This window comes from Sphingomonas sp. 67-41, assembly GCF_001899725.1.
Taxonomy (GTDB): domain Bacteria; phylum Pseudomonadota; class Alphaproteobacteria; order Sphingomonadales; family Sphingomonadaceae; genus Sphingomonas; species Sphingomonas leidyi.
This window is the reverse complement of the sequence record NZ_MKWJ01000008.1, coordinates 35,677-54,129: the sequence shown is the minus strand read 5'-3', so window position 1 is coordinate 54,129 and position 18,453 is coordinate 35,677. Positions and strand designations below refer to the sequence as shown.

Sequence of the window (18,453 nt, the reverse complement as noted above, 5' to 3'; positions counted from 1 at the left end):
CTCGCTACTGAGGACCTTTTGACTAGCGGCTGGCTCGGCCCTCAGCCGGATCGTTATGGAGTTGGAAGAGGTGTTCCGGACCTGGGCTCAGAATGGAGAGGCTGGAGGGGCATTCTTGATCGTCACCCACTGCCAATGTGTGAATTCTTCCCGATTTGCAGGACCGCCGATCGCTGTGCCATTACCTGAAGCGCCGACGCAGCCGTCACGCCGATGAGCGCCGCGTCCGCCTGTCCCGCGCGACCAAGCGCGTTGCCGGTCGCGGGCTCGATCACTTGATAGGACGCGGCGGCCTTCTGCCAGGCGCCGTCGAACAGCCTTCCGTCGAGGTGGGCGTCCTCCAGGAGAATCGACATTTTCATGCCCTTTTTTACGCAGCGAAATGGTCGAGGACGGCGGCGGTGAAAGCCTCCGCTTGCTCGACATTGGAAAGATGGGCGGCCGGCAGCATCTCAAGGCGTGCGCCCGGAATGGCGCGCGCCAGCAGCTCCGAATGGGGCGGGGGCGTCGCCGGATCCTCGGAGCCGCCAATTACGAGCGTCGGCGTGGCGATCAGGCCGAGTATCGGACGCATGTCCATGTCGCGAATGGCGGCACAGCAGCCCGCATAGCCCCCGGGATCGGTGGCGGTGAGCATGGCGCGCACCGGCGCGATCTGCTCCTTGGGCGTCGCGAGGAAGGCGGGCGTGAACCAGCGGTCCAGCACCGCGTCGACGAGCGCTGCCAGGCCGCCCTGGTGCACGGCCGCGATCCGGCTGTCCCACGACGAAGGCGGCCCCATGAAGGGCGAGGTGTTGGCCAGCACGAGGCGCTCGAGCCGTTCGGGCGCGCGAATTCCGAGCCACTGGCCGACCATGCCGCCCTTCGACAGCCCGCAGAAGAGGACTTTCGAAACGGAAAGCGCATCGAGCATTTCGATCACGTCACGGCCGAGCCGGTCCATCGAATAGGCGCCGGCCGGCGCATCGGACTGGCCGTGGCCGCGGCTGTCGTAGCGCAGGACACGGAAGGACCGTGCGAGCGCCGGTATCTGCGGCGCCCACATCTCCATGGCGGTGCCGAGCGAGTTGGACAGAAGCAGGACCGGTGCGGCCTCCGGGCCCTCGAGCCGGTAGGCGATGCGGCACCCATCGCCGGCAGTGATGAAATCGCTCATCACACCCGCTCCAGCAGCAGGGCGATGCCCTGGCCCACGCCGATGCACATGAAGGCCATAGCATAGCGGCCGCCGGTGCGGTGCAACTCCTCGGCGGCGGTGAGCGCGATGCGCGCCCCTGACATGCCGAGCGGATGGCCCAGCGCAATGGCGCCGCCGTTGCGGTTGACGCGCTCGTCGTCGGGCTGAAGGCCGAGATCGCGCAGCACGGCGATGGCCTGGCTGGCGAAGGCTTCGTTCAGCTCGATCACGTCGAGCTGGTCCATGGTGAGCCCGCCCAGCGCGAGCAGCTTGCGCGCGGCGGGCACCGGGCCGACGCCCATCACGCGCGGCGCCACGCCCGCCGCTGCCATCGCCACGATGCGCGCGCGGGGCGTGAGGCCGTTCGCCTTCGCCGCCGCCTCCGACGCGATCAGCAGCGCGGCGGCGCCGTCGTTGACGCCCGAGGCGTTGCCCGCCGTCACCGTGCCGTCGGGGCGGACGACGGGTTTGAGCTTCGCCAATGCCTCAAGCGTCGTCGTGCGGGGATGCTCGTCGTGAGCGAAGACGATGGCGTCGCCCTTCTTCTGCGGGATGGTGACGGGCACGATCTCGGCGGCGAGCCGGCCATTGGCCTGCGCGGCGGCGGCCTTCTCCTGGCTGCGGACCGCGAAAGCATCCTGATCCTCTCGACTGACGCCCCATTCCTGCGCGACATTCTCGCCCGTCTCGGGCATCGAATCGACGCCATAGGCGGCCTTCATCGCCGGGTTGACGAAGCGCCAGCCGATCGTGGTGTCCTCGATCTTCTGGCCGCGCGAGAAGGCGGTGTCGGCCTTGCCCATCACATAGGGCGCCCGGCTCATGCTCTCGACGCCGCCCGCGATCATCAATTGCGCGTCGCCCGAGCGGATCGCGCGCGCAGCCAGCCCTACCGCGTCCAGCCCCGAGCCGCAGAGCCGGTTGACGGTAGAACCGGAGATCTCCTTGGGCAGTCCGGCGAGCAGGGTCGCCATGCGCGCGACATTGCGATTGTCCTCACCCGCCTGGTTGGCGCAGCCGAGGATCACATCGTCCACCGCCTGCCAGTCGACATGCGCGTTGCGCTCGGCCAGCGCCTTGATCGGGATCGCGGCGAGATCGTCGGCGCGGACGGCGGCCAGCGTGCCGCCGAAGCGGCCGATCGGCGTGCGGATCGCATCGCAGAGGAAGGCCTCGGCCATCACGCGGCTTGCCTGTCTAAGGCGCTGGTGTCGAGCGAAGCGCCGGTCTTTGCCTTCACCTCGTCCAGCGTGACGCCGGGCGCCAGCTCGACGAGACGGAGCCCACCGGCTTTCCTGTCGCAGGCGATGACGGCGAGGTCCGTGATAATCAGGTCGACCACGGCCTTGCCGGTGAGCGGCAGGGTGCATGCGGTCAGGATTTTGGGCTCGCCCGCCTTGTTGGCATGGTCCATCACCACTACGACGCGCTTGACGCCGGCGACCAGGTCCATGGCGCCGCCCATGCCCTTCACCATCTTGCCGGGGATGGTCCAATTGGCGAGGTCGCCGTTCGCCGCCACTTCCATGGCGCCGAGCACGGCCATGTCGATATGGCCGCCGCGGATCATCGCGAAGCTGTCGGCCGACGAGAAGAAGCTGGAGGTCGGCAGGGCAGTGATGGTCTGCTTGCCGGCGTTGATGAGATCCGGATCGGCCTCGCCCTCATAGGGGAAAGGGCCGATGCCGAGCATGCCGTTCTCGCTCTGGAGCGTCACGTTCACGCCCGCCGGGACATGGTTCGCGACCAGCGTGGGGATGCCGATGCCGAGGTTCACATAATAGCCATCGCGCAACTCCTGTGCGGCGCGCGCGGCCATCTCGTCGCGGGTCCAGCTCATGCGACGGTCTCCCCCTTTGTCGCCTCACGGGGGCGCGTGGTCAGTTTCTCGATGCGCTTCTCGTTGATCGTGCTCTTGACGATGCGATCGACATAGATGCCGGGGGTATGGATGCAGTCCGGGTCGAACGTGCCCGCCTCGACGATCTCCTCGACCTCGACCACCGTGATCTTGCCGGCGGTCGCCATGTTCGGGTTGAAATTGCGCGCGGTCTTGCGAAACATGAGGTTGCCCGCCTGATCGGCGCGCCACGCCTTGATGATGGCGAGATCTGCGCGCAGCCAGGTCTCGCGCACATATTCCTCGCCCTCGAAGATATCGACCGGCTTGCCCTCGGCGACGACCGTGCCGACGCCGGTCTTGGTGTAGAAGGCGGGTATGCCCGCGCCGCCGGCGCGGATGCGCTCGGCCAGCGTCCCCTGCGGGTTCAGCTCCAGATCGAGCTCGCCAGAGAGATATTGCTGCTCGAACAGCTTGTTCTCGCCGACATAGGAGGAGATCATTTTCTTCACCTGTCGGCTTTCCAGCAGCATCCACAGGCCGAACCCGTCGGCGCCGGCGTTGTTGGAGATGACCGTAAGATCCTTCACGCCCGCCTTGCGGATCTCGGGGATCAGGCTTTCCGGATTGCCCGAAAGGCCGAAGCCGCCCGACATGATCGTCATGCCGTCGAACAGCACGTCCGCGAGCGCGGACGCCGGGTCTGCATATATCTTGTTTGCCATGATGTGCCCTATCCGAGATCGCCACCGGCGACGGGAAGGACCGATCCGGTGATATAGGATGCTTCGTCCGAAGCGAGGAACAGGATCGGTCCGACCTGTTCGTCGATCGTGCCGTAGCGCTTGAAGAAGGTAGAATCGGTGACCTGGCGAACCGCCTCGGCCATCCACCGCTGCTCGTCGGCGCTATCGCCATCCGGGTTGCGGGCAACCCGGCGGGGCGGGGCCTGCGTGCCGCCCGGCGCCGCTGCGACGACGCGAATATTGTGCGCGGCATATTCCATGGCCAAGCTTTGCGTGAGCGCGTTCACGCCGCCCTTGGCTGCGGAATAGGGCACACGGTGAATGCCGCGTGTCGCATTGGAGGATATATTGACGATCGTGCCGCCGCCTCGCGCCAGGAGGTGCGGCAGGACGGCATGGCAGCACCACAGTGTCGGCATCAGCGAACGGCGGATCTCGGCCTCGATCTGGTCAGGCTCGAATTCGGCGAAGGGCCGCATCCGGATCGCGCCGCCCACCCCGTTGATGAGGATATCGATCCCGCCAAACCGATCGACGGCGGCGGCGAGGGCGGATGCTGCGCCGTCATAAGTTTCCAGATCGCATACATGGCCTGCCGTTTCTCCGGTTGCGCCATCGGCGACCTCGGTCACGAAGCTCGCCCGGTCGACGAACAGCACCTGGCCCCCTTCAGCCGCGGCGCGCTCCGCCACCACGCGCCCGATACCCTGGGCAGCACCGGTGACGACCAGCACCTTGCCCGAAAAACGATCCGGGAAGATCATGCCGTCACCAGTTCGGTCGGGGCGAACTTCTCATAATAGAAGCCTGCCGGCGTCACGCCGCGGTCACGCAGGAGTTGCCGCACGCTCTCGACCATGGCCGGCGGCCCGCAGAGATAGACATCGCAGTCGCCCGCGTGGAGCGCTTCGTCCTCGATATGGTCGGTCACGTGCCCCTTGCGCGGGTGTTCGACATCTTGGCTGACGCATGTCACGTAGGTAAAGGTTGCGAGCCTGTCCTTCAGCGCGTCGAGGCGTTCGATCTCGACGAGGTCGGCAACCTTCGACACGCCATAGACCAGATGGACGGGCTGGTCGGTACCCTCGTCCGCAAGGACCTCGAGCATGGACAGCAAGGGCGCAAGGCCCGTGCCGCCCGCCAGCATCAGCAGGGGCCGCGTCCCCGCACGCAGGAAAAAGCTGCCGTTGGGACCAACGAAGCTGATCCGCGCGTCCGGCTGGGCCTCGGTCGCAAGCCAGCCGCTCATCAGCCCACCAGGAATGTTGCGGATCAGGAAGCTGGCTTCGGCTGCACCGGGTTTCGAGCTGAAGGAATAGGAACGGTGCTGATCCGTGCCCGGCACGGTGATATTCACATATTGGCCGGGCAAAAAGTCGAGCGCTTCCGGCTTGTCGAGCCGGAGCTTGAGGACGATCGTGCTGTCGGAGACCAGTTCGACCGCGCTCACCTGCGCGCCGTGCTCGGTGGGAACGAGCTTGCAGGCGGTGGAAGGCACCGGCACGTCGATCACGCAATCGGAGGATGGCACCATCTGGCAGGTGAGGACGAGGCCCTCTTCAGCCTCCTCGGCGGTCAGCGCGTCCTCGACATAGTCGTCGCCGAGGTCATAGTCGCCCTGTTCACAGCGACACTTGCAGGTGCCGCACACGCCGTCGGAGCAATCCATGGGCAGATTGACCTTCTGGCGATAGGCGGCGTCCAATACCTTCTCGCCCGCGTTGCAGTCGATGAAACGGGTGACGCCGTCCTCGAAGTTAAAAGCAATACGATAACTCATTCTGTCCTCTCCGGCAGGCCAGCGTCAGATGTGATAGACGTCGATGACCTGGTGGATATAATCGTTCTTCAGGACCACTTTCTTGCGCAGGATGACGGGTTCCGCGCCGGTGGTATCGAGCGTGTAGAAAGAGGTGCCGAAAAAGCTGTCGGTCACCTTGTAGCGATGGCTCAGCGTGTTCCAGTTGAAGCGCAGGTCCAGTTCGCCGTCGCGCTCCTGCAGGATCTCGATATTCCCGATGAAGTGGCTGGTGCGCGGCTCGGGTGTGGAAGCACCCGAGCGCTCGGTCTTGATGCGGAAAACCCTGTCCTCGAGACCCTCGCGGTTGGGATAGTAGATCAGCGAGATATGCTTGTGGGGATCTTCGACCAGCTGATCGTCGTCATCCCAGGCGGGCATCCAATATTCTGCCTTGGGCGAATAGCAATCGAGCCATTCGTCCCATTGACGGTCATCGAGCAGCCGCGCCTCGCGGTAGAGGAAATCAACCACGCTTTGGCGATCGAGGCCGGACGCGCGGGTCGGCTCGGGGGCGAGGAGGGTGCTCATTCAGCTGCCTCCAGCACCGGCGCGTTCTCGTGGAGAAGCGCCGTCTTGAGCGTCTCCGCCCAATATTCGTGCTGGCGCACGAACAGCCCTTCATCCTCGCTGCGCTCGCCGCTGAGGATCGGTTCGAGTCCGATTGCCCTGGCATTGTCGTCCGGCCCGTCGATCCAGCGCAGCGCGCCGCGACTCAGATCGTTCCACACCCCGTCGGCGGCCTGGTAGGCGGTCTGGCAGGCGCGGAACTCTTCCAGATCGTCCGGCGTGCCCATGCCGCTGACGTTGAAGAAGTCCTCATATTGGCGGATGCGCAGGGCGCGCTCCGTGCTGCTCTCCCCCTTGGGCCCGAAGCAGTAGATGGTGATCTCCGTCTGATCGACGCTGATCGGGCGGACGACACGGATCTGCGTCGAGAACTGGTCCATCAGATAGACGTTCGGATAGACGCCGAGGTTGCGCGTCTGTCCGACGATGAAGCCGGCCCGCTCCGCGCCCAGCCGTGCCGTCAGTTCCTCGCGATGGGCGAAGACGGGGCGGACCTCCGGATTGAGCAGATTGGTCCAAAGCAGGATATGGCCGTTCTCGAAGCTGTAGACGCCGCCGACGCTCTTTGACCAGCCATTAGCATCGACGGTGCGCGTGCCGTCCGCTTCGTAATTGCGGTGGCCCATGGTCGCCGCGTAGTTCCAGTGGACCGAGCTGACGTGATAGCCGTCAGCCCCATTCTCCATCTGGAGCTTCCAGTTGCCGTCATAGATGTAGGAAGAATTGCCGCGCAGAACCTCCAGCCCGTCCGGCGCCTGGTCGACGATCTGGTCGATGACGGCCTTCGCACCGCCCAGATGCTCCTCCAGCGGGAGGACATCGGGGTTGAGGCTGCCGAACAGGAAGCCCCGATAATTCTCGAACCGTATACGCTTGAGATCGTGCGAGCCGTCGGTGTTGAAGCCGGCGGGATACTCGCCGGTCTTCCCGTCCTTCACCTTGAGCAGCTTGCCGGCATTGTTGAACGTCCAGCCGTGAAAGGGGCAGGTGAAACTCCCCTTGTTGCCATGCTTGCGCCGGCAGAGCATCGCACCGCGATGCGCGCAGGCATTGATGACAGCGTGCAGTTCGCCGCCCTTGTCGCGGGTGATGACGATGGGCTGGCGGCCGATCGAGGTGGTGAAATAATCGTTGGGTTCGGGAATCTGGCTTTCATGCGCCAGATAGACCCAGTTGCCCTCGAAGATATGCTTCATCTCAAGCTCGAACAGAGCTTCGTCGGTGAAGATGTCGCGGCGGCAGCGGTAGATGCCGCGTTCCTTGTCCTCGACGACGGCCTGATCGAGCCGCTCCAGCAAAGTGGTGCCCATCATCATTCTCCTGTTTGCGTTTTGCGGCGTTCAGGCGTCCTGCAGGGCGCGGGCGCGGCTCGATTCCTGTTCGTCCGTCTGCTCCTCTGCCGGGTTCAGCACGAAGTCGAAGGCGATCTCGGCATAAGGCGCGTTGAGCCCGGCGGCATGGATATCGCTTGCGACGCTATGGCGAATGACCGGCGGGATCAGCTCGTCCTTGGTCGCATAGGCGAAATCGTCATGGACAAAGGGATCGCCCTCGATGTTGATCTGCGTGGTCAGATGGCGATAGCCGTGCGCGGAGATGAAGAAGTGAACATGCGCGGGCCGATTGCCGTGGCGGCCGACGGACGCTAGCAGCTTCTCGATATTGCTGCCGCCCGGCACGGCGTAGCCCGAGGGCAGGACGCTGCGGAAGCGATAACGCCCCTCCGCGTCGGTCTCGATCCGGCGCCGCAGATTGTAATCCGACTGGGTCTTGTCGAAGTAGGAATAATTGCCTTTGGTGTTGGCATGCCACACATCGACAATTGCATTGGCGATGGGCTTTCCATCCACATCGCGGACCTGGCCGTGCATGATCAGCACCTCGCCGTCATCGCTGCCGTCGTCCAGCCGCGCCTCGGCCTTGAGGAGCGGCGCGCCGGCCACGTAAAGCGGACCTTCGATCGTACGCGGGGTGCCTTGGGTGATGCCCTCGGCCTGGTCCTTGAGATCGGCGCGGATATCGAGGAAATGCTCGAGGCCCAGGCCCGCCGCCCACAGGCCGAACTCCGGCGCGCCACCGGCAATGAAGTTGAGCGCATGCCAGAATTCGTCGTCGGTCACGTCGAACTGGTCGATCGTCTCGAACAGGTCGGACACGATCTTGCGGACGATCGCCTTGAGCCGCTCGTCGCCGGCGCTTGCATGGTCGGCGCCCGCGATCTGGTCGAGGAAGCCCTGAATATCGGGAGATTGCGTCAACTGGGTCATTTCAAATATCCTCTCGACTTGGAAGAGTTTCTTGGGTCCGCCTGCCGGGACCAAATGGTCAGCGATCATCCTCCCGGATGGAGGAGGGGTGCCGACACAGCGGCGACACCCGGATCTCCATGAAGGGAAAAAGCGGCAACATGCTCAGCAGGTCGTGCAATTCGGCAGGGCTATCGACATCGAAGATCGAGACGTTTGCGTAGCGTCCCGCGAGGCGCCAGATATGCCGCCACTTGCCCGCTTCCATCAGTTCCTGGCAGCGCGCCTTCTCGGTCGCCTTGAGCGCGTCGATGCGCGCCGGATCGGCATCGGTGGGGATGCGGACATCCATCTCGACGTGGAACAGCATCAGCGGCCTCCCGTGACCGCATGGAGGACGGGGCTGGTGCGGTCCCGGCGGAAACGGGCCACCTTGTCTTCGTCGAGCGCGACCCCCAGGCCCGGGCCTTCGGGCACCACGAGCGAGAAATCCTCGTAGCGAAGCGGCTCGGCGAGGATTTCCTCAGTGAGCAGCAGCGGGCCGAACAGCTCGGTGCCCCAGTCGAGACGGGGAAAGGTCGCAAAAAGCTGCGCCGAGGCGGCCGTGCCGACGCCCGCCTCGAGCATCGTTCCGCCGTAAAGACCGACGCCCGAGGCCATCGCGATCGCCGCGACGTCATAGGCCGGATGCAGCCCGCCCGACTGGGCGATCTTGACCGCGAACACGCGCGCGCCCGCCGAAGCGGCAACCGCGAAAGCGTCGCGCGGTCCATGCAGCGCCTCGTCCGCCATCAAGGGGATCGCATGCCGTGACGAGAGACGTGTCATGGCGGGCAGGGCATCGCGCGCCACCGGCTGTTCGACGAGGTCGCATCCGCAATCGGCGAGCAGCCCCATGCCGAGGTCGGCCTGCGCCTCGTCCCAACCCTGGTTGACATCGACGCGCACGCTGCCACGATCACCCAGCGCCTTCTTGATCGCGGCGACATGCGCGACATCCTCGCGCACGCTGCGCTTGCCGATCTTCAGCTTGAAGATCGCATGACGGCGCTGTTCGATCATCGCTTCGGCTTCTTCGATGTCGCGGGCCGTATCGCCGCTCGCCAGCGTCCAGGCGACCGGCAGCCGGTCGCGCACGCGCCCGCCGCCGATCAATTCCGACACGGGAACACCCAGGCGCTTGCCGGCGCCGTCCAGCAACGCGGTCTCGACCGCGCATTTGGCGATGTGGTTGCCCACCACATGGCGCCGCACCTTGGCCATCGTCTCGCCGACGCGCGATATGTCGCAGGTCTCGAGGACGGGCGCGATATAGGTGTCGATGGCGAGCTTGATGCCCTCCGGGCTCTCGTCGCCATAGCTCAGCCCACCGATCGTGGTTCCCTCGCCGATGCCCTGGATGCCGTCGTCAGCCTGAATCCGGACAAGGACGACGGACTGGCTGTGCATGGTCGCCATTGCGAGCACATGAGGCCGGATCGTCGGCACATCGACAATCAAGGTATCAATGCTGACAGATCGACTCACCACACAGACCATCCTCAAATTAGCTTGTCTGCGGTGATAAGTACGGTAAGCTATAGGGAGTGGCAAAGATCATTCGGGTCTTGATGTGATACCCATAAGGTATGAAAGCGCATGGACCTTCGACAGCTTCGCTACTTTGTAACGCTTGTAAATGAACGCAATTTCACCCGCGCGGCCGATCGGCTCCGCATCGCCCAGCCGCCGCTGAGCCGGCAGATCCAGCAGCTCGAGGCGGAGATTGGCGCTGAACTGATCGATCGTTCGGCGCGGCCACTTCGACTCACCGAGCCCGGGCGGCTTTTTTACGAACAGGCCGTTCAGGTGCTGGCGCGCGTCGAGGAAATGCGCTCCATGATGAGCCGGGCGCTGGTGATCGAGAAGCGGCGCTTCGTCATCGGGTTCGTGGCATCGACGATTTATGCGCATCTGCCGGAGCTCATCCGCGAATTCCGCGCGGAAGCGCCGGATGTCGAGTTGAGCCTGATCGAGCTCGTCAGCCTGGAGCAGATCAGTGCGCTCAAGGAAGGGCGGATCGATGTCGGGTTCGGGCGTGTGCGGTTCGAAGACGAAGAGGTGCGCCGGACGGTGCTGCGCGAGGAACAGCTCGTGGCGGCGATCCCCGCCGGGCATCCTCTCGCGAAGGTTGATGGCCCGGTCTCCCTTCGGCAGCTCGCCGATGAACCGCTGATCCTCTACCCGCGGGCACCGCGACCGGGCTACGCTGACCAGGTCATCGCGCTCTTCCATGATATCGGCGTGGAGCCGCGCATCGCGCATGAGGCGCGCGAGTTGCAGATCGCCGTGGGTCTTGTTGCGGCGGAGGAAGGCGTGAGTATCGTGCCGGTATCCGTCCAGAAGTCACGCGTGAGCGACATTCGCTACCTGCCGCTGATCGAGCGGGCGACGTCCCCCATCATCATGAGCCATCGCATCGGTGACGCCTCGCCGGAGCTCGCTCTCATGGGAAGGGTGATTGCCCGCATGTACCCGCGATGGGGCTACGACGTGCCGGAGCCCTTTCGCCAGGCAGGTTCCTGACGAAAATCGTCGGGCCCGTACCTCTTCATATCCGGTATAGTTAGAATACTCCGATAGTCTTGGACAGTCGGTGGCGGCTTGTTCAATTTCGAGAAACCGCCAGTGTCGAACCCTTAAAGCGGCGACCCTGAACAACGCGGAAGCTAACGGGCGTTTCGGAGGGGACATGCTGGACACAAAGGTAGATCGTCGCTGCTGAGAGCATAGCTCTGCAGCGCACTCGATCGCTTCAATCAACAATCAATTCTAACGGCATGGCGCGGATGCGTGTCTTGCCGGGAAGAGGAGGCTCGGATGAGCAATGTCGATCCGGAGTTCTTGCAACCGCAGCACGCCGGCCCACCTGCGGGGAAGGGGTTATCGGCGTCGTCTCTCGTTGGCATCGTTGGTCGAAAGATGTTCTCGCGCCCGGCATTCGACGACCAGGCGGCATCGCCGACCATCGCCGGCAGCCGCAGTCCCAAACATCATTGGTTCGCAGCATGTCGTGGTGGCCACGGATGAAGCTCCACTCTATTTTGCGGAAGTCCGGTCTTTTGGCCGCTATGACCATGACGTGGATGGCCGCGCCCGCGAGTGCAACCGACGTGGATCCGGGCGACTATACGGCGCTCCCTCCCGGGACGAATATGTTCCTGATCTATGGCCAGCATATCCATCGCGATGAACTTCGCACGCCCGACGGCGGAACTCTGAAATCGGGCACCAGCCTGGACACGTCTGTGACGCTCCTGCGCTATGTGCATTTCACGAAGCTCGGGCCGTTCGTCGTCGATCCGCAGATCATCCTTCCGATTGGTTCGGTGCATAATGCGCAGGTCGGCGGACAAAGATTGGGCAAGGATACCGGTCTTGGCGATGCGTTGATCTTCGCAACCATCTGGTTCGTCAACAAACCCGGCAAGCGTCCGACCTATGTCGGATTTTCACCGATCATCGGCGTCCCGACCGGCGACTATGATCCCGACAAGGGCATCAATTTCGGAAACAATCGCTACACGTTCAATCCGCAGATTGGCGTCATCCAGGGGATTACCGACCGAATCCTGCTCGATGTCTACGGCGATGTCACCTTTTATGGCGACAACAACAAGGTGGGGCGCCTGCACCAGACGCTCAAGCAGCACGAGACCTATGAAGTCCAGTCCTGGCTCCGCTTCGCGATGCCCGACAGCAAATCCACTTTGTCGGTCGGTTATGCCGGATATTGGGGCGGCAGGCAGTATCTGGACGGGGTTTACCAGGGGCAGCGGACCGAGCACCAGCAACTGCGGCTCGCGGCGCAGACGATGCTGACGCGGAGCTTCCAGCTGGAGGCCATCGTCGCCCGGGATGTGCAGGCCAGGGACGGCTTCCGGGAAGCCGGTCGGTTTCAGCTTCGGCTGCTCAAGATTTTCTGATCCGACGACTACGGGCCGAGCCACGCAAGATGCGCCGGTCCCTCAACAGGGAGAGAATGCTATGTTCAAAAGGGCTTTGGGAATCTCGTATCTTCACTCGTCTATATCGGCGCTATCGCTGATCGCAGCGCTCGGTGTCTGCGATGCCGCCGCCGCCCAGACTTCAGGCGAGGCCGTGCCTGGCCCGAATGACGCACCGGTGCAGACTGCGGCAGCGCCTGGGCCGGCAGGAATCTCCGACATTGTCGTGACCGCCCGCCGGCGCGAGGAAAGCATCCAGAATGTGCCAATCTCGATTGCGGCGTTCGGCGGTAGCGCGCTGGCCGAGCGACAGATCGATTCCTCGGACAAGCTCACCCAGCTTGCGCCCAACGTCCAGTTCAGCGCCGTTGCCCCTGCTTCGGGAAACAGCTCTTCCTCGGCCATCTTCATCCGCGGTGTCGGCCAGACCGACTTTCTCGCCTCGACCGATCCCGGGGTCGGCTTCTATGTCGACGGGGTCTATTTCGCGCGGGCCAGCGGCACCGCCATCTCCCTGCTGGATGTCGATCGTGTCGAGGTGCTGCGCGGTCCGCAGGGAACGCTCTTCGGCCGCAACACCGTCGGCGGAGCAATCCAGGTTTTCTCGGCGCGACCGAAGTTCGACAAGATTGCGGGGAATATCGGGGTGACACTCGGCGATTATAATCGCCGCGATGTGCGCGGCGTCCTCAACCTGCCCGTCAGCAATACCCTGGCGCTTCGGTTCGCCGCAACGAAACGGGTCCGTGACGGCTATGTCACCAATATTCTAAGCGGGCGCGATCTCGGCGACGTCGATACTTTCGCGGGCCGGGCGAGCTTGCTGTGGAAGCCGACCGACAAGCTCGAGGTGACGCTGATCGGGGATTATACCAAGGACGATGTCCACGGTTCGCCGACGGTGTTCGGCGGCATCAACACGAGCGCTGCATTCGTCCGGTTCGCATCGGCGATCGCAGGGTGCCCGGGCTTCGCGCTCACCACGCCGCCCACGCCGGTTCCCGAAAACACCGACCGCCGCTGCGCGAACAACCAGTATCTCGGCCTCGGGCCCTACAAGGTCGCCTCCAATGCCCCCAGCAAATCCGAACTGGAAATGTACGGCGTCGGGCTGACGGTCCAGTATGAGCTTTCCAACTGGATGACCGTGAAGTCGATCACCGCCTATCGCAAAACCAAGCCCTTTTCGATCCGCGATGCCGACAACACCCCGCTCCAGATCCTCGAGACGGTTAACAGCGACAATATCAAGCAGTTCACGCAGGAACTGCAATTTCTCGGCGACGTCTGGGACGGCCGCCTCAAATATCAGTTCGGCGCCTATTATTTCCGCGAGACCGATTACCAATTTTACCCGGTTTACCTTCCCTCCCAGATCAGCCCGACGACAGGTGAGGAATTGCGCGTCGGCGGCCTCAATAACAATGCCTCCATCAAGAATCAGTCGATCGCCCTGTTCACGCAGGAATCCTTCGCCATCACCGACAAGCTCAACCTGACCGTCGGCCTTCGCTATACCCGGGACCAGAAGGAGGCGACGCCCGACGAGACGGCGGCGGCGTCAGGTTATGGCTACACCAATGTCGGGTATAATGTCGCCTATCCGGCGCCGCTCTCCGGTCAGACCGTATGCCTGGGGCCGCCTCGAACCGGAGCGGCGGCCGCGACATGCGCGGGCTCGAATGTCTATCTCTTCGATCCCGTCCTCAACAAGAAGACCATGAGCAAGGTCACGCCCGCCGCGACGCTCCAATACCAATGGACGCCCGAGCTCATGACCTATGCAAGCTATTCGAAGGGCTTCAAGAGCGGCGGGTTCAACACCCGGATCGTTCAGCCGGTGATCTCTCCCAACGCGCCGACGGGCAGGGAATTCCTGCCGGAATTCGATCCCGAGCAGGTCACGACATATGAAATCGGCGGAAAGTTGCTGATCGGGCGCGCGTTGCGCCTGTCGGGTGCGGGCTTCATCTCGAAGTACAAGGATATTCAGATCGTCGTTCGCGAAGGCGTGGCGCCTGTCGTGCGCAATGCCGGCAAGGCGACGATCAAGGGCTTCGAACTCGAAGGCACGGCCAATCCGGTCCGTCCACTGCTGATCAACTTCGGCGTTGGCTACACGAACTTCCAGTATGACAGCTTCACTGCTGCGCTCGAGGCAGGCCAGGTCGGGCTGGCGCCCGGTGCTTTGGGACGTGTCGACCTCAACGACAAGCAGGCCTATTCCCCCAAATGGAGCCTGAACGGCGGTCTCTCGTATCGCATCAAGGTCGGCGAGGGATCGATCACCCCACGCGCCGACATTGCCTACCGCAGCAAGACCTATTTCGATGCGCCAAACACGGAGCAGATCGCCCAGGGCAAATACGCGCTGGTCAATGCAAACATTCGCTACGAAGCTCCGGGCAACCGGTTCAGCCTCGCGGCCGGCATTACCAACCTGACGAACAAAGCCTATCGTGGCAGCGGCAACTCGTCGCTGACCGCATCCTCCGGCTATGCAGAAGTGACCTACGGCCCGCCGAGGATGTTCACCTTCGAGGGCACGTACAACTTCTAGGCGTTGCGTCCCGCCACGGCCTGGTTGCCGGGGTTCTGACGCGGATGAACCAGCTTTCCCGAACAGCCGTGCTGGGTTCACATGGACGCAATAACCTCGCTCCCGGCCTGGCGCCGCCCGTCCACGCACGCGGTCGCGCCAGGCCGGAAGCAAGTTCTGCCCGGGCATGCTGCAACAAAAACACCACCCCCGTGCGATGGGGCGGTTGCAAAGATGACAGACGGCTTGTGAACCAGGGGACAGCGGATTTCCAGTCTAGCCGCCCCGCTTCAATACCGCGCGTATCAGTCGGCATTGTTCCGGCGAATAGCCGTGATCCAGAAGCTCAGCTTCCGCCCCCGGCGCGCGATTATCTCCATGCCGAAAGAGGACGCAATAACGACGAAGCGCCTCGAGCCGCGCGTCGGCGAACGGATTTTGAACCTGGATATCGAACAGGCGCTCGATCAGCCGGCGCATGCGCCCGACCTGGGAGACACTGCGCAGGTTGTCACGGCAGGACAGCTGCGCGACCTGCATCGTGAGTCGATCCAGCTCCTGTGAGCCACGCGCCTTTGGTGCGATTGAGCAAGTGGCCTTGTCGGCGAATTGCTGCGCAAGATCGAGAAACATTATCGCCTCTTGACCGCATCAAGCGGTGCCCGACAGCGGGAAGACTGGATTTCCAGCCATCGCGCGATGGCGCCCAAGGTCATCTCGTCGATTTCGATTCCCCACAGACGAAGCATTCCTGTTGCAAACCTCATGGGTGCGTCCTCCGGGCGGGATGCCCGAAGATATGGGGCGCGGCCGTGACACCAATCAGCGCACAGACGATGATCGCGATGAACGGATCATCAAGAGCCCGTACAAGCGCTACGAAGAGGACACTGATTATTCCCACGGTGGCGGCGAAGAACGAGACCGAGGACAGTCGGGCCAGCATGTGCGGCCGCGTAAAGGTCGAGATCGATCCTCGCTCGGGGGCGCCCTTCAGGAGTGAAGCTGGCGCGCGGCGTAGAATGGGGAGCAGGAACAGTTTCATGTCTTCAACCGGGGTTTGAGATCGAGCCGGTATCTGCGCCGCGTGGACACGCAATTCAAAGATCGATTTGCTACTTGTGGATACCGCTGCGGTATGGGTTGACCATTCGCGCTCATCGTAGCAAAGGCGCATACCGCAGCGGAGGTCCGATCTTGCCGCCAAAGGGACGGCGACGCCGCTTATCACGCCATAGGCCGCGAGACCGGGCTTGCCATCGCGCGGGAGTGACCCTCTCTCCTGATCGACCCGCTGCTGCAGCGTCCGCAGATGCAGGGCAACGTCGATGATGGACCGTGTCCCCGGAGGTCCTTCTCGACCTCGATGCGGCGGCGCCGGTCTCCGTCGCCTTGTCAGTCCCGAAAACAGGGTTTCGGGGCTGGACCGGTAATCTCGCGACTGCCCAAGCGGACGTTCAGTGGGGACCTACGGCGCCTGGCGGGGGCGGCTACGTGACGCCAGCCCCGCCCATTTGCCTTTGCATCGTCGCTCAGAGCGCCATCGTCCTGCCGAACAGGGCCCTACGCGTTTCATCGTCAATGTCGGACTTGAGCTTGAGCGTGTCACGAAGAGCGATCGCGCGAGCGGCTGCCGGGCGCGTGTTCATCGTCTCATGCCACCTCCGCAGATGGGTCAGGGAAGGGAAAGCTTCGCCGACGATGCCGGGCGCGAAATTCACCCAACCCCACGCCGCGAAATCGACGATCGAACAGTTTTCTCCAAGTATGAACGAACGGTCGGCAAGGCGCGCATCGAGAATCTCGAGATGCCTTTCGGCTTCTTTCGTATAGCGGTTGATCGCATAAGGGAGCTTCTCCGGTGCGAATTTCACGAAATGGACCGCCTGACCGGAATATGGCCCAAGCCCCGTCGCGATGAACATCAACCACGACAGCAGTTCGCCGCGCGAACTACCGGCCGTTGCGCCGAACTGGCCGGTCTTCTCTTCCAGATAGAGAAGAATCGCGTTGGAATCGAACACGATCTCACCGTCGTCCACGATCACCGGCACCTTGGCATTCGGGTTGAGCGCGGTAAAAGCCGGGATATGCTGATCCCCCTTGAATATATCGACGGGGATCATCTGGTATGGAAGTCCCGTTTCCTCCAGCATGAGCGCAACCTTCATCGGATTGGGCCCGGAGTGAAAATAAAAATCGATCATGGATTGTGTTCCTGTTGAGGTTATTCACAGCTGTCCGATGTCAATAGTGCCTTATTGTCCATCTGCCTGGGGGTCGCCGTGCACGACGGACCGGCCGTTTCCGTTTCAGTCAGCGCGCCCGCGCACGAATTGAAGCGTCGTTTCCGCAACGCGCCGGCCAAGATGCTCGGCAGTCCGCAGGTCGGCGGCGGGAGGAGCAACATCGGGACCTTCGTCGGCGTTCGACTGTGCCGATGCGCCCAGCCAAATTCCCAGCCGGTTCAGATCCTCTTCCGATCCTGTGCTGGAGTTGTTCGCGGGCGGCAGGCCGAGGCTGACCCAGTGCATGCCCTGCTGAGCCGCAAATAGTGCGATCTGGATCAGCGTCGCCAGCTTGTCGCCCGAGCGCGAGGCCGAGTTCGAGAAGCCGGCCGCGATCTTATTTTTCCAGGCAAAGCCCTTGGCGAAGACGGTGCTTGAGGTCAGATCCAGGAAGGCTTTGAACGGCGCGGACGCGCTGCCCATATAGGTCGGCGCGCCGAAGATGATGGCCTCCGCCGCCTCCAGATCGTCCCAGCGAGTCTGGGCCTCCTCGACCGTGAGCAGCAAGGCCTCCGCGCCCTCCACCTGGTTCACGCCCGACTTCACAGCCTCGGCCTGCCGCGCGGTATGGCCGTATCCGCTGTGATAGACGATGGCGATGCGAATATCCGACATATGCACACTCCTTTGTATATATGTTGGCGACATACCAACATAATCAGATAAATGAAGTCATCCTTGCCAAGGGATGGTGAACTGGCCCCGCCTGGCAATGTCGGCGGCCACTTCCGCGATCGAAACCCTTTGCAACTCCTCCTCCAGCGCCTGACGGGCGCGATCGAGCGCAGGGAGCATCGCGGCCTGGATATATTTGCCGACCACGCATTTCTCATCGGGCGGCGAGCGATGCAGCGAGAAAATCTCGCAGTCCTCCACGGCCTTGTAGACGTCGAACAGGCTGATCTTCGCCGCAGGTTTCGCCAGTAAAGCACCTCCTCCCAGGCCCATCTGCGCGGTGGAAAGGCCGGCATCGGCGAGCCTGGAGAGAATCGACCGGATGACCGCCGGATGGGTACTGGCGCTTCTTGCGAGATCCTGGGACCGCACGGGCCTGCCCTCGTTAACGGCAAGCGCGGCGAGCGTGTGAACGGCAACGGCGAAGCGGGTGCTGGTGGGCAAGTGAAAGACCATATCCAAATGTGTTGCTATCGTAATTACACATTAGTGCGGATCCTTCAATCCCCATCGGATGACCGACGGGGCACATGTATTTCGTCCGGTGCTTGATGCGCTGGTAAAACTCTTGCGCCGGACCGTCGCATG

General features: G+C 63.1%; 20 protein-coding genes. 3 read left to right on the top strand and 17 right to left on the bottom strand.

The features are described 5' to 3' along the window. Positions 1-122 precede the first annotated feature (122 nt). The 12 genes from BGP17_RS04140 to BGP17_RS04085 are packed head-to-tail and all read right to left on the bottom strand — an operon-like array spanning position 123 to position 9,916. Positions 123-356, bottom strand: a complete 234-nt coding sequence (locus BGP17_RS04140; protein ID WP_070156409.1) for a hypothetical protein — start codon at positions 354-356, stop codon at positions 123-125. A 14-nt stretch (positions 357-370) separates the two neighbouring features. After that, a complete protein-coding gene (pcaD, locus tag BGP17_RS04135) occupies positions 371-1,156 on the bottom strand; it encodes a 3-oxoadipate enol-lactonase (RefSeq protein ID WP_070156408.1) in 786 nt (261 codons plus the stop codon). Beyond that, positions 1,156-2,358 carry a 3-oxoadipyl-CoA thiolase gene (gene pcaF / locus BGP17_RS04130; protein ID WP_070156407.1) on the bottom strand — a complete coding sequence of 401 codons (1,203 nt, stop codon included), beginning with the start codon at positions 2,356-2,358 and terminating at the stop codon, positions 1,156-1,158. The genes pcaD and pcaF overlap by 1 nt, the downstream gene beginning before the upstream one ends. Next, entirely contained in the window at positions 2,358-3,017 is a 660-nt protein-coding gene (locus BGP17_RS04125; RefSeq protein WP_070156406.1) for a 3-oxoacid CoA-transferase subunit B, read from the bottom strand. The genes pcaF and BGP17_RS04125 overlap by 1 nt, the downstream gene beginning before the upstream one ends. Continuing rightward, positions 3,014-3,742: a CoA transferase subunit A gene (locus BGP17_RS04120; protein ID WP_070156405.1), complete on the bottom strand. Its 729-nt coding sequence runs from the start codon at positions 3,740-3,742 to the stop codon at positions 3,014-3,016. The genes BGP17_RS04125 and BGP17_RS04120 overlap by 4 nt, the downstream gene beginning before the upstream one ends. An 8-nt stretch (positions 3,743-3,750) precedes the next feature. Beyond that, positions 3,751-4,527, bottom strand: coding sequence for a benzoate diol dehydrogenase BenD (gene benD / locus BGP17_RS04115; RefSeq protein ID WP_070156404.1), 777 nt, complete (start codon positions 4,525-4,527; stop codon positions 3,751-3,753). Continuing rightward, positions 4,524-5,543 carry a benzoate 1,2-dioxygenase electron transfer component BenC gene (gene benC, locus BGP17_RS04110; RefSeq protein ID WP_070156403.1) on the bottom strand — a complete coding sequence of 340 codons (1,020 nt, stop codon included), beginning with the start codon at positions 5,541-5,543 and terminating at the stop codon, positions 4,524-4,526. The genes benD and benC overlap by 4 nt, the downstream gene beginning before the upstream one ends. Before the next feature lie 24 nt (positions 5,544-5,567). Continuing rightward, positions 5,568-6,092, bottom strand: coding sequence for a benzoate 1,2-dioxygenase small subunit (gene benB, locus BGP17_RS04105; protein ID WP_070156402.1), 525 nt, complete (start codon positions 6,090-6,092; stop codon positions 5,568-5,570). Beyond that, positions 6,089-7,441 (bottom strand): Rieske 2Fe-2S domain-containing protein, encoded by a 1,353-nt coding sequence (locus BGP17_RS04100; protein ID WP_018250963.1) that lies wholly within the window; start codon positions 7,439-7,441, stop codon positions 6,089-6,091. The genes benB and BGP17_RS04100 overlap by 4 nt, the downstream gene beginning before the upstream one ends. A 30-nt stretch (positions 7,442-7,471) precedes the next feature. Beyond that, positions 7,472-8,398, bottom strand: coding sequence for a catechol 1,2-dioxygenase (catA, locus tag BGP17_RS04095; protein ID WP_070156401.1), 927 nt, complete (start codon positions 8,396-8,398; stop codon positions 7,472-7,474). Between the two features lie 58 nt (positions 8,399-8,456). Next, a complete protein-coding gene (gene catC / locus BGP17_RS04090) occupies positions 8,457-8,747 on the bottom strand; it encodes a muconolactone Delta-isomerase (RefSeq protein WP_070156400.1) in 291 nt (96 codons plus the stop codon). After that, the gene (locus BGP17_RS04085; protein ID WP_151956017.1) at positions 8,747-9,916 is read right to left on the bottom strand and encodes a muconate/chloromuconate family cycloisomerase; all 1,170 of its coding nucleotides are present in this window, start codon (positions 9,914-9,916) and stop codon (positions 8,747-8,749) included. Before BGP17_RS04085 ends, catC begins: the two co-directional genes overlap by 1 nt. Before the next feature lie 99 nt (positions 9,917-10,015). Here BGP17_RS04085 and BGP17_RS04080 point away from each other — a divergent pair, with 99 nt between their 5' ends. The 3 genes from BGP17_RS04080 to BGP17_RS04070 all read left to right on the top strand — a co-directional run bounded on the left by BGP17_RS04080 (position 10,016) and on the right by BGP17_RS04070 (position 14,923). After that, on the top strand, positions 10,016-10,942 hold the full coding sequence (locus BGP17_RS04080) for a LysR family transcriptional regulator (RefSeq protein ID WP_151955617.1): 927 nt from the start codon (positions 10,016-10,018) through the stop codon (positions 10,940-10,942). A gap of 254 nt (positions 10,943-11,196) precedes the next feature. After that, complete coding sequence (locus tag BGP17_RS04075; protein ID WP_151955616.1) at positions 11,197-12,342, top strand: transporter; 1,146 nt, start codon at positions 11,197-11,199, stop codon at positions 12,340-12,342. After that, positions 12,275-14,923: a TonB-dependent receptor gene (locus BGP17_RS04070; RefSeq protein ID WP_151955615.1), complete on the top strand. Its 2,649-nt coding sequence runs from the start codon at positions 12,275-12,277 to the stop codon at positions 14,921-14,923. Before BGP17_RS04075 ends, BGP17_RS04070 begins: the two co-directional genes overlap by 68 nt. Before the next feature lie 255 nt (positions 14,924-15,178). Here the strand turns inward: BGP17_RS04070 and BGP17_RS04065 are convergent, their stop codons facing one another. The 5 genes from BGP17_RS04065 to BGP17_RS04045 all read right to left on the bottom strand — a co-directional run bounded on the left by BGP17_RS04065 (position 15,179) and on the right by BGP17_RS04045 (position 18,309). Further along, entirely contained in the window at positions 15,179-15,535 is a 357-nt protein-coding gene (locus tag BGP17_RS04065; RefSeq protein WP_151955614.1) for a hypothetical protein, read from the bottom strand. 130 nt (positions 15,536-15,665) lie between these two features. Beyond that, complete coding sequence (locus BGP17_RS04060; protein ID WP_151955613.1) at positions 15,666-15,947, bottom strand: hypothetical protein; 282 nt, start codon at positions 15,945-15,947, stop codon at positions 15,666-15,668. Between the two features lie 487 nt (positions 15,948-16,434). Further along, positions 16,435-17,109: a glutathione S-transferase family protein gene (locus tag BGP17_RS04055; protein ID WP_151955612.1), complete on the bottom strand. Its 675-nt coding sequence runs from the start codon at positions 17,107-17,109 to the stop codon at positions 16,435-16,437. A gap of 105 nt (positions 17,110-17,214) precedes the next feature. Further along, entirely contained in the window at positions 17,215-17,805 is a 591-nt protein-coding gene (locus BGP17_RS04050; protein WP_151955611.1) for a flavodoxin family protein, read from the bottom strand. A 57-nt stretch (positions 17,806-17,862) separates the two neighbouring features. Further along, a complete protein-coding gene (locus BGP17_RS04045; RefSeq protein WP_151955610.1) occupies positions 17,863-18,309 on the bottom strand; it encodes an Rrf2 family transcriptional regulator in 447 nt (148 codons plus the stop codon). Positions 18,310-18,453: the final 144 nt, after the last annotated feature.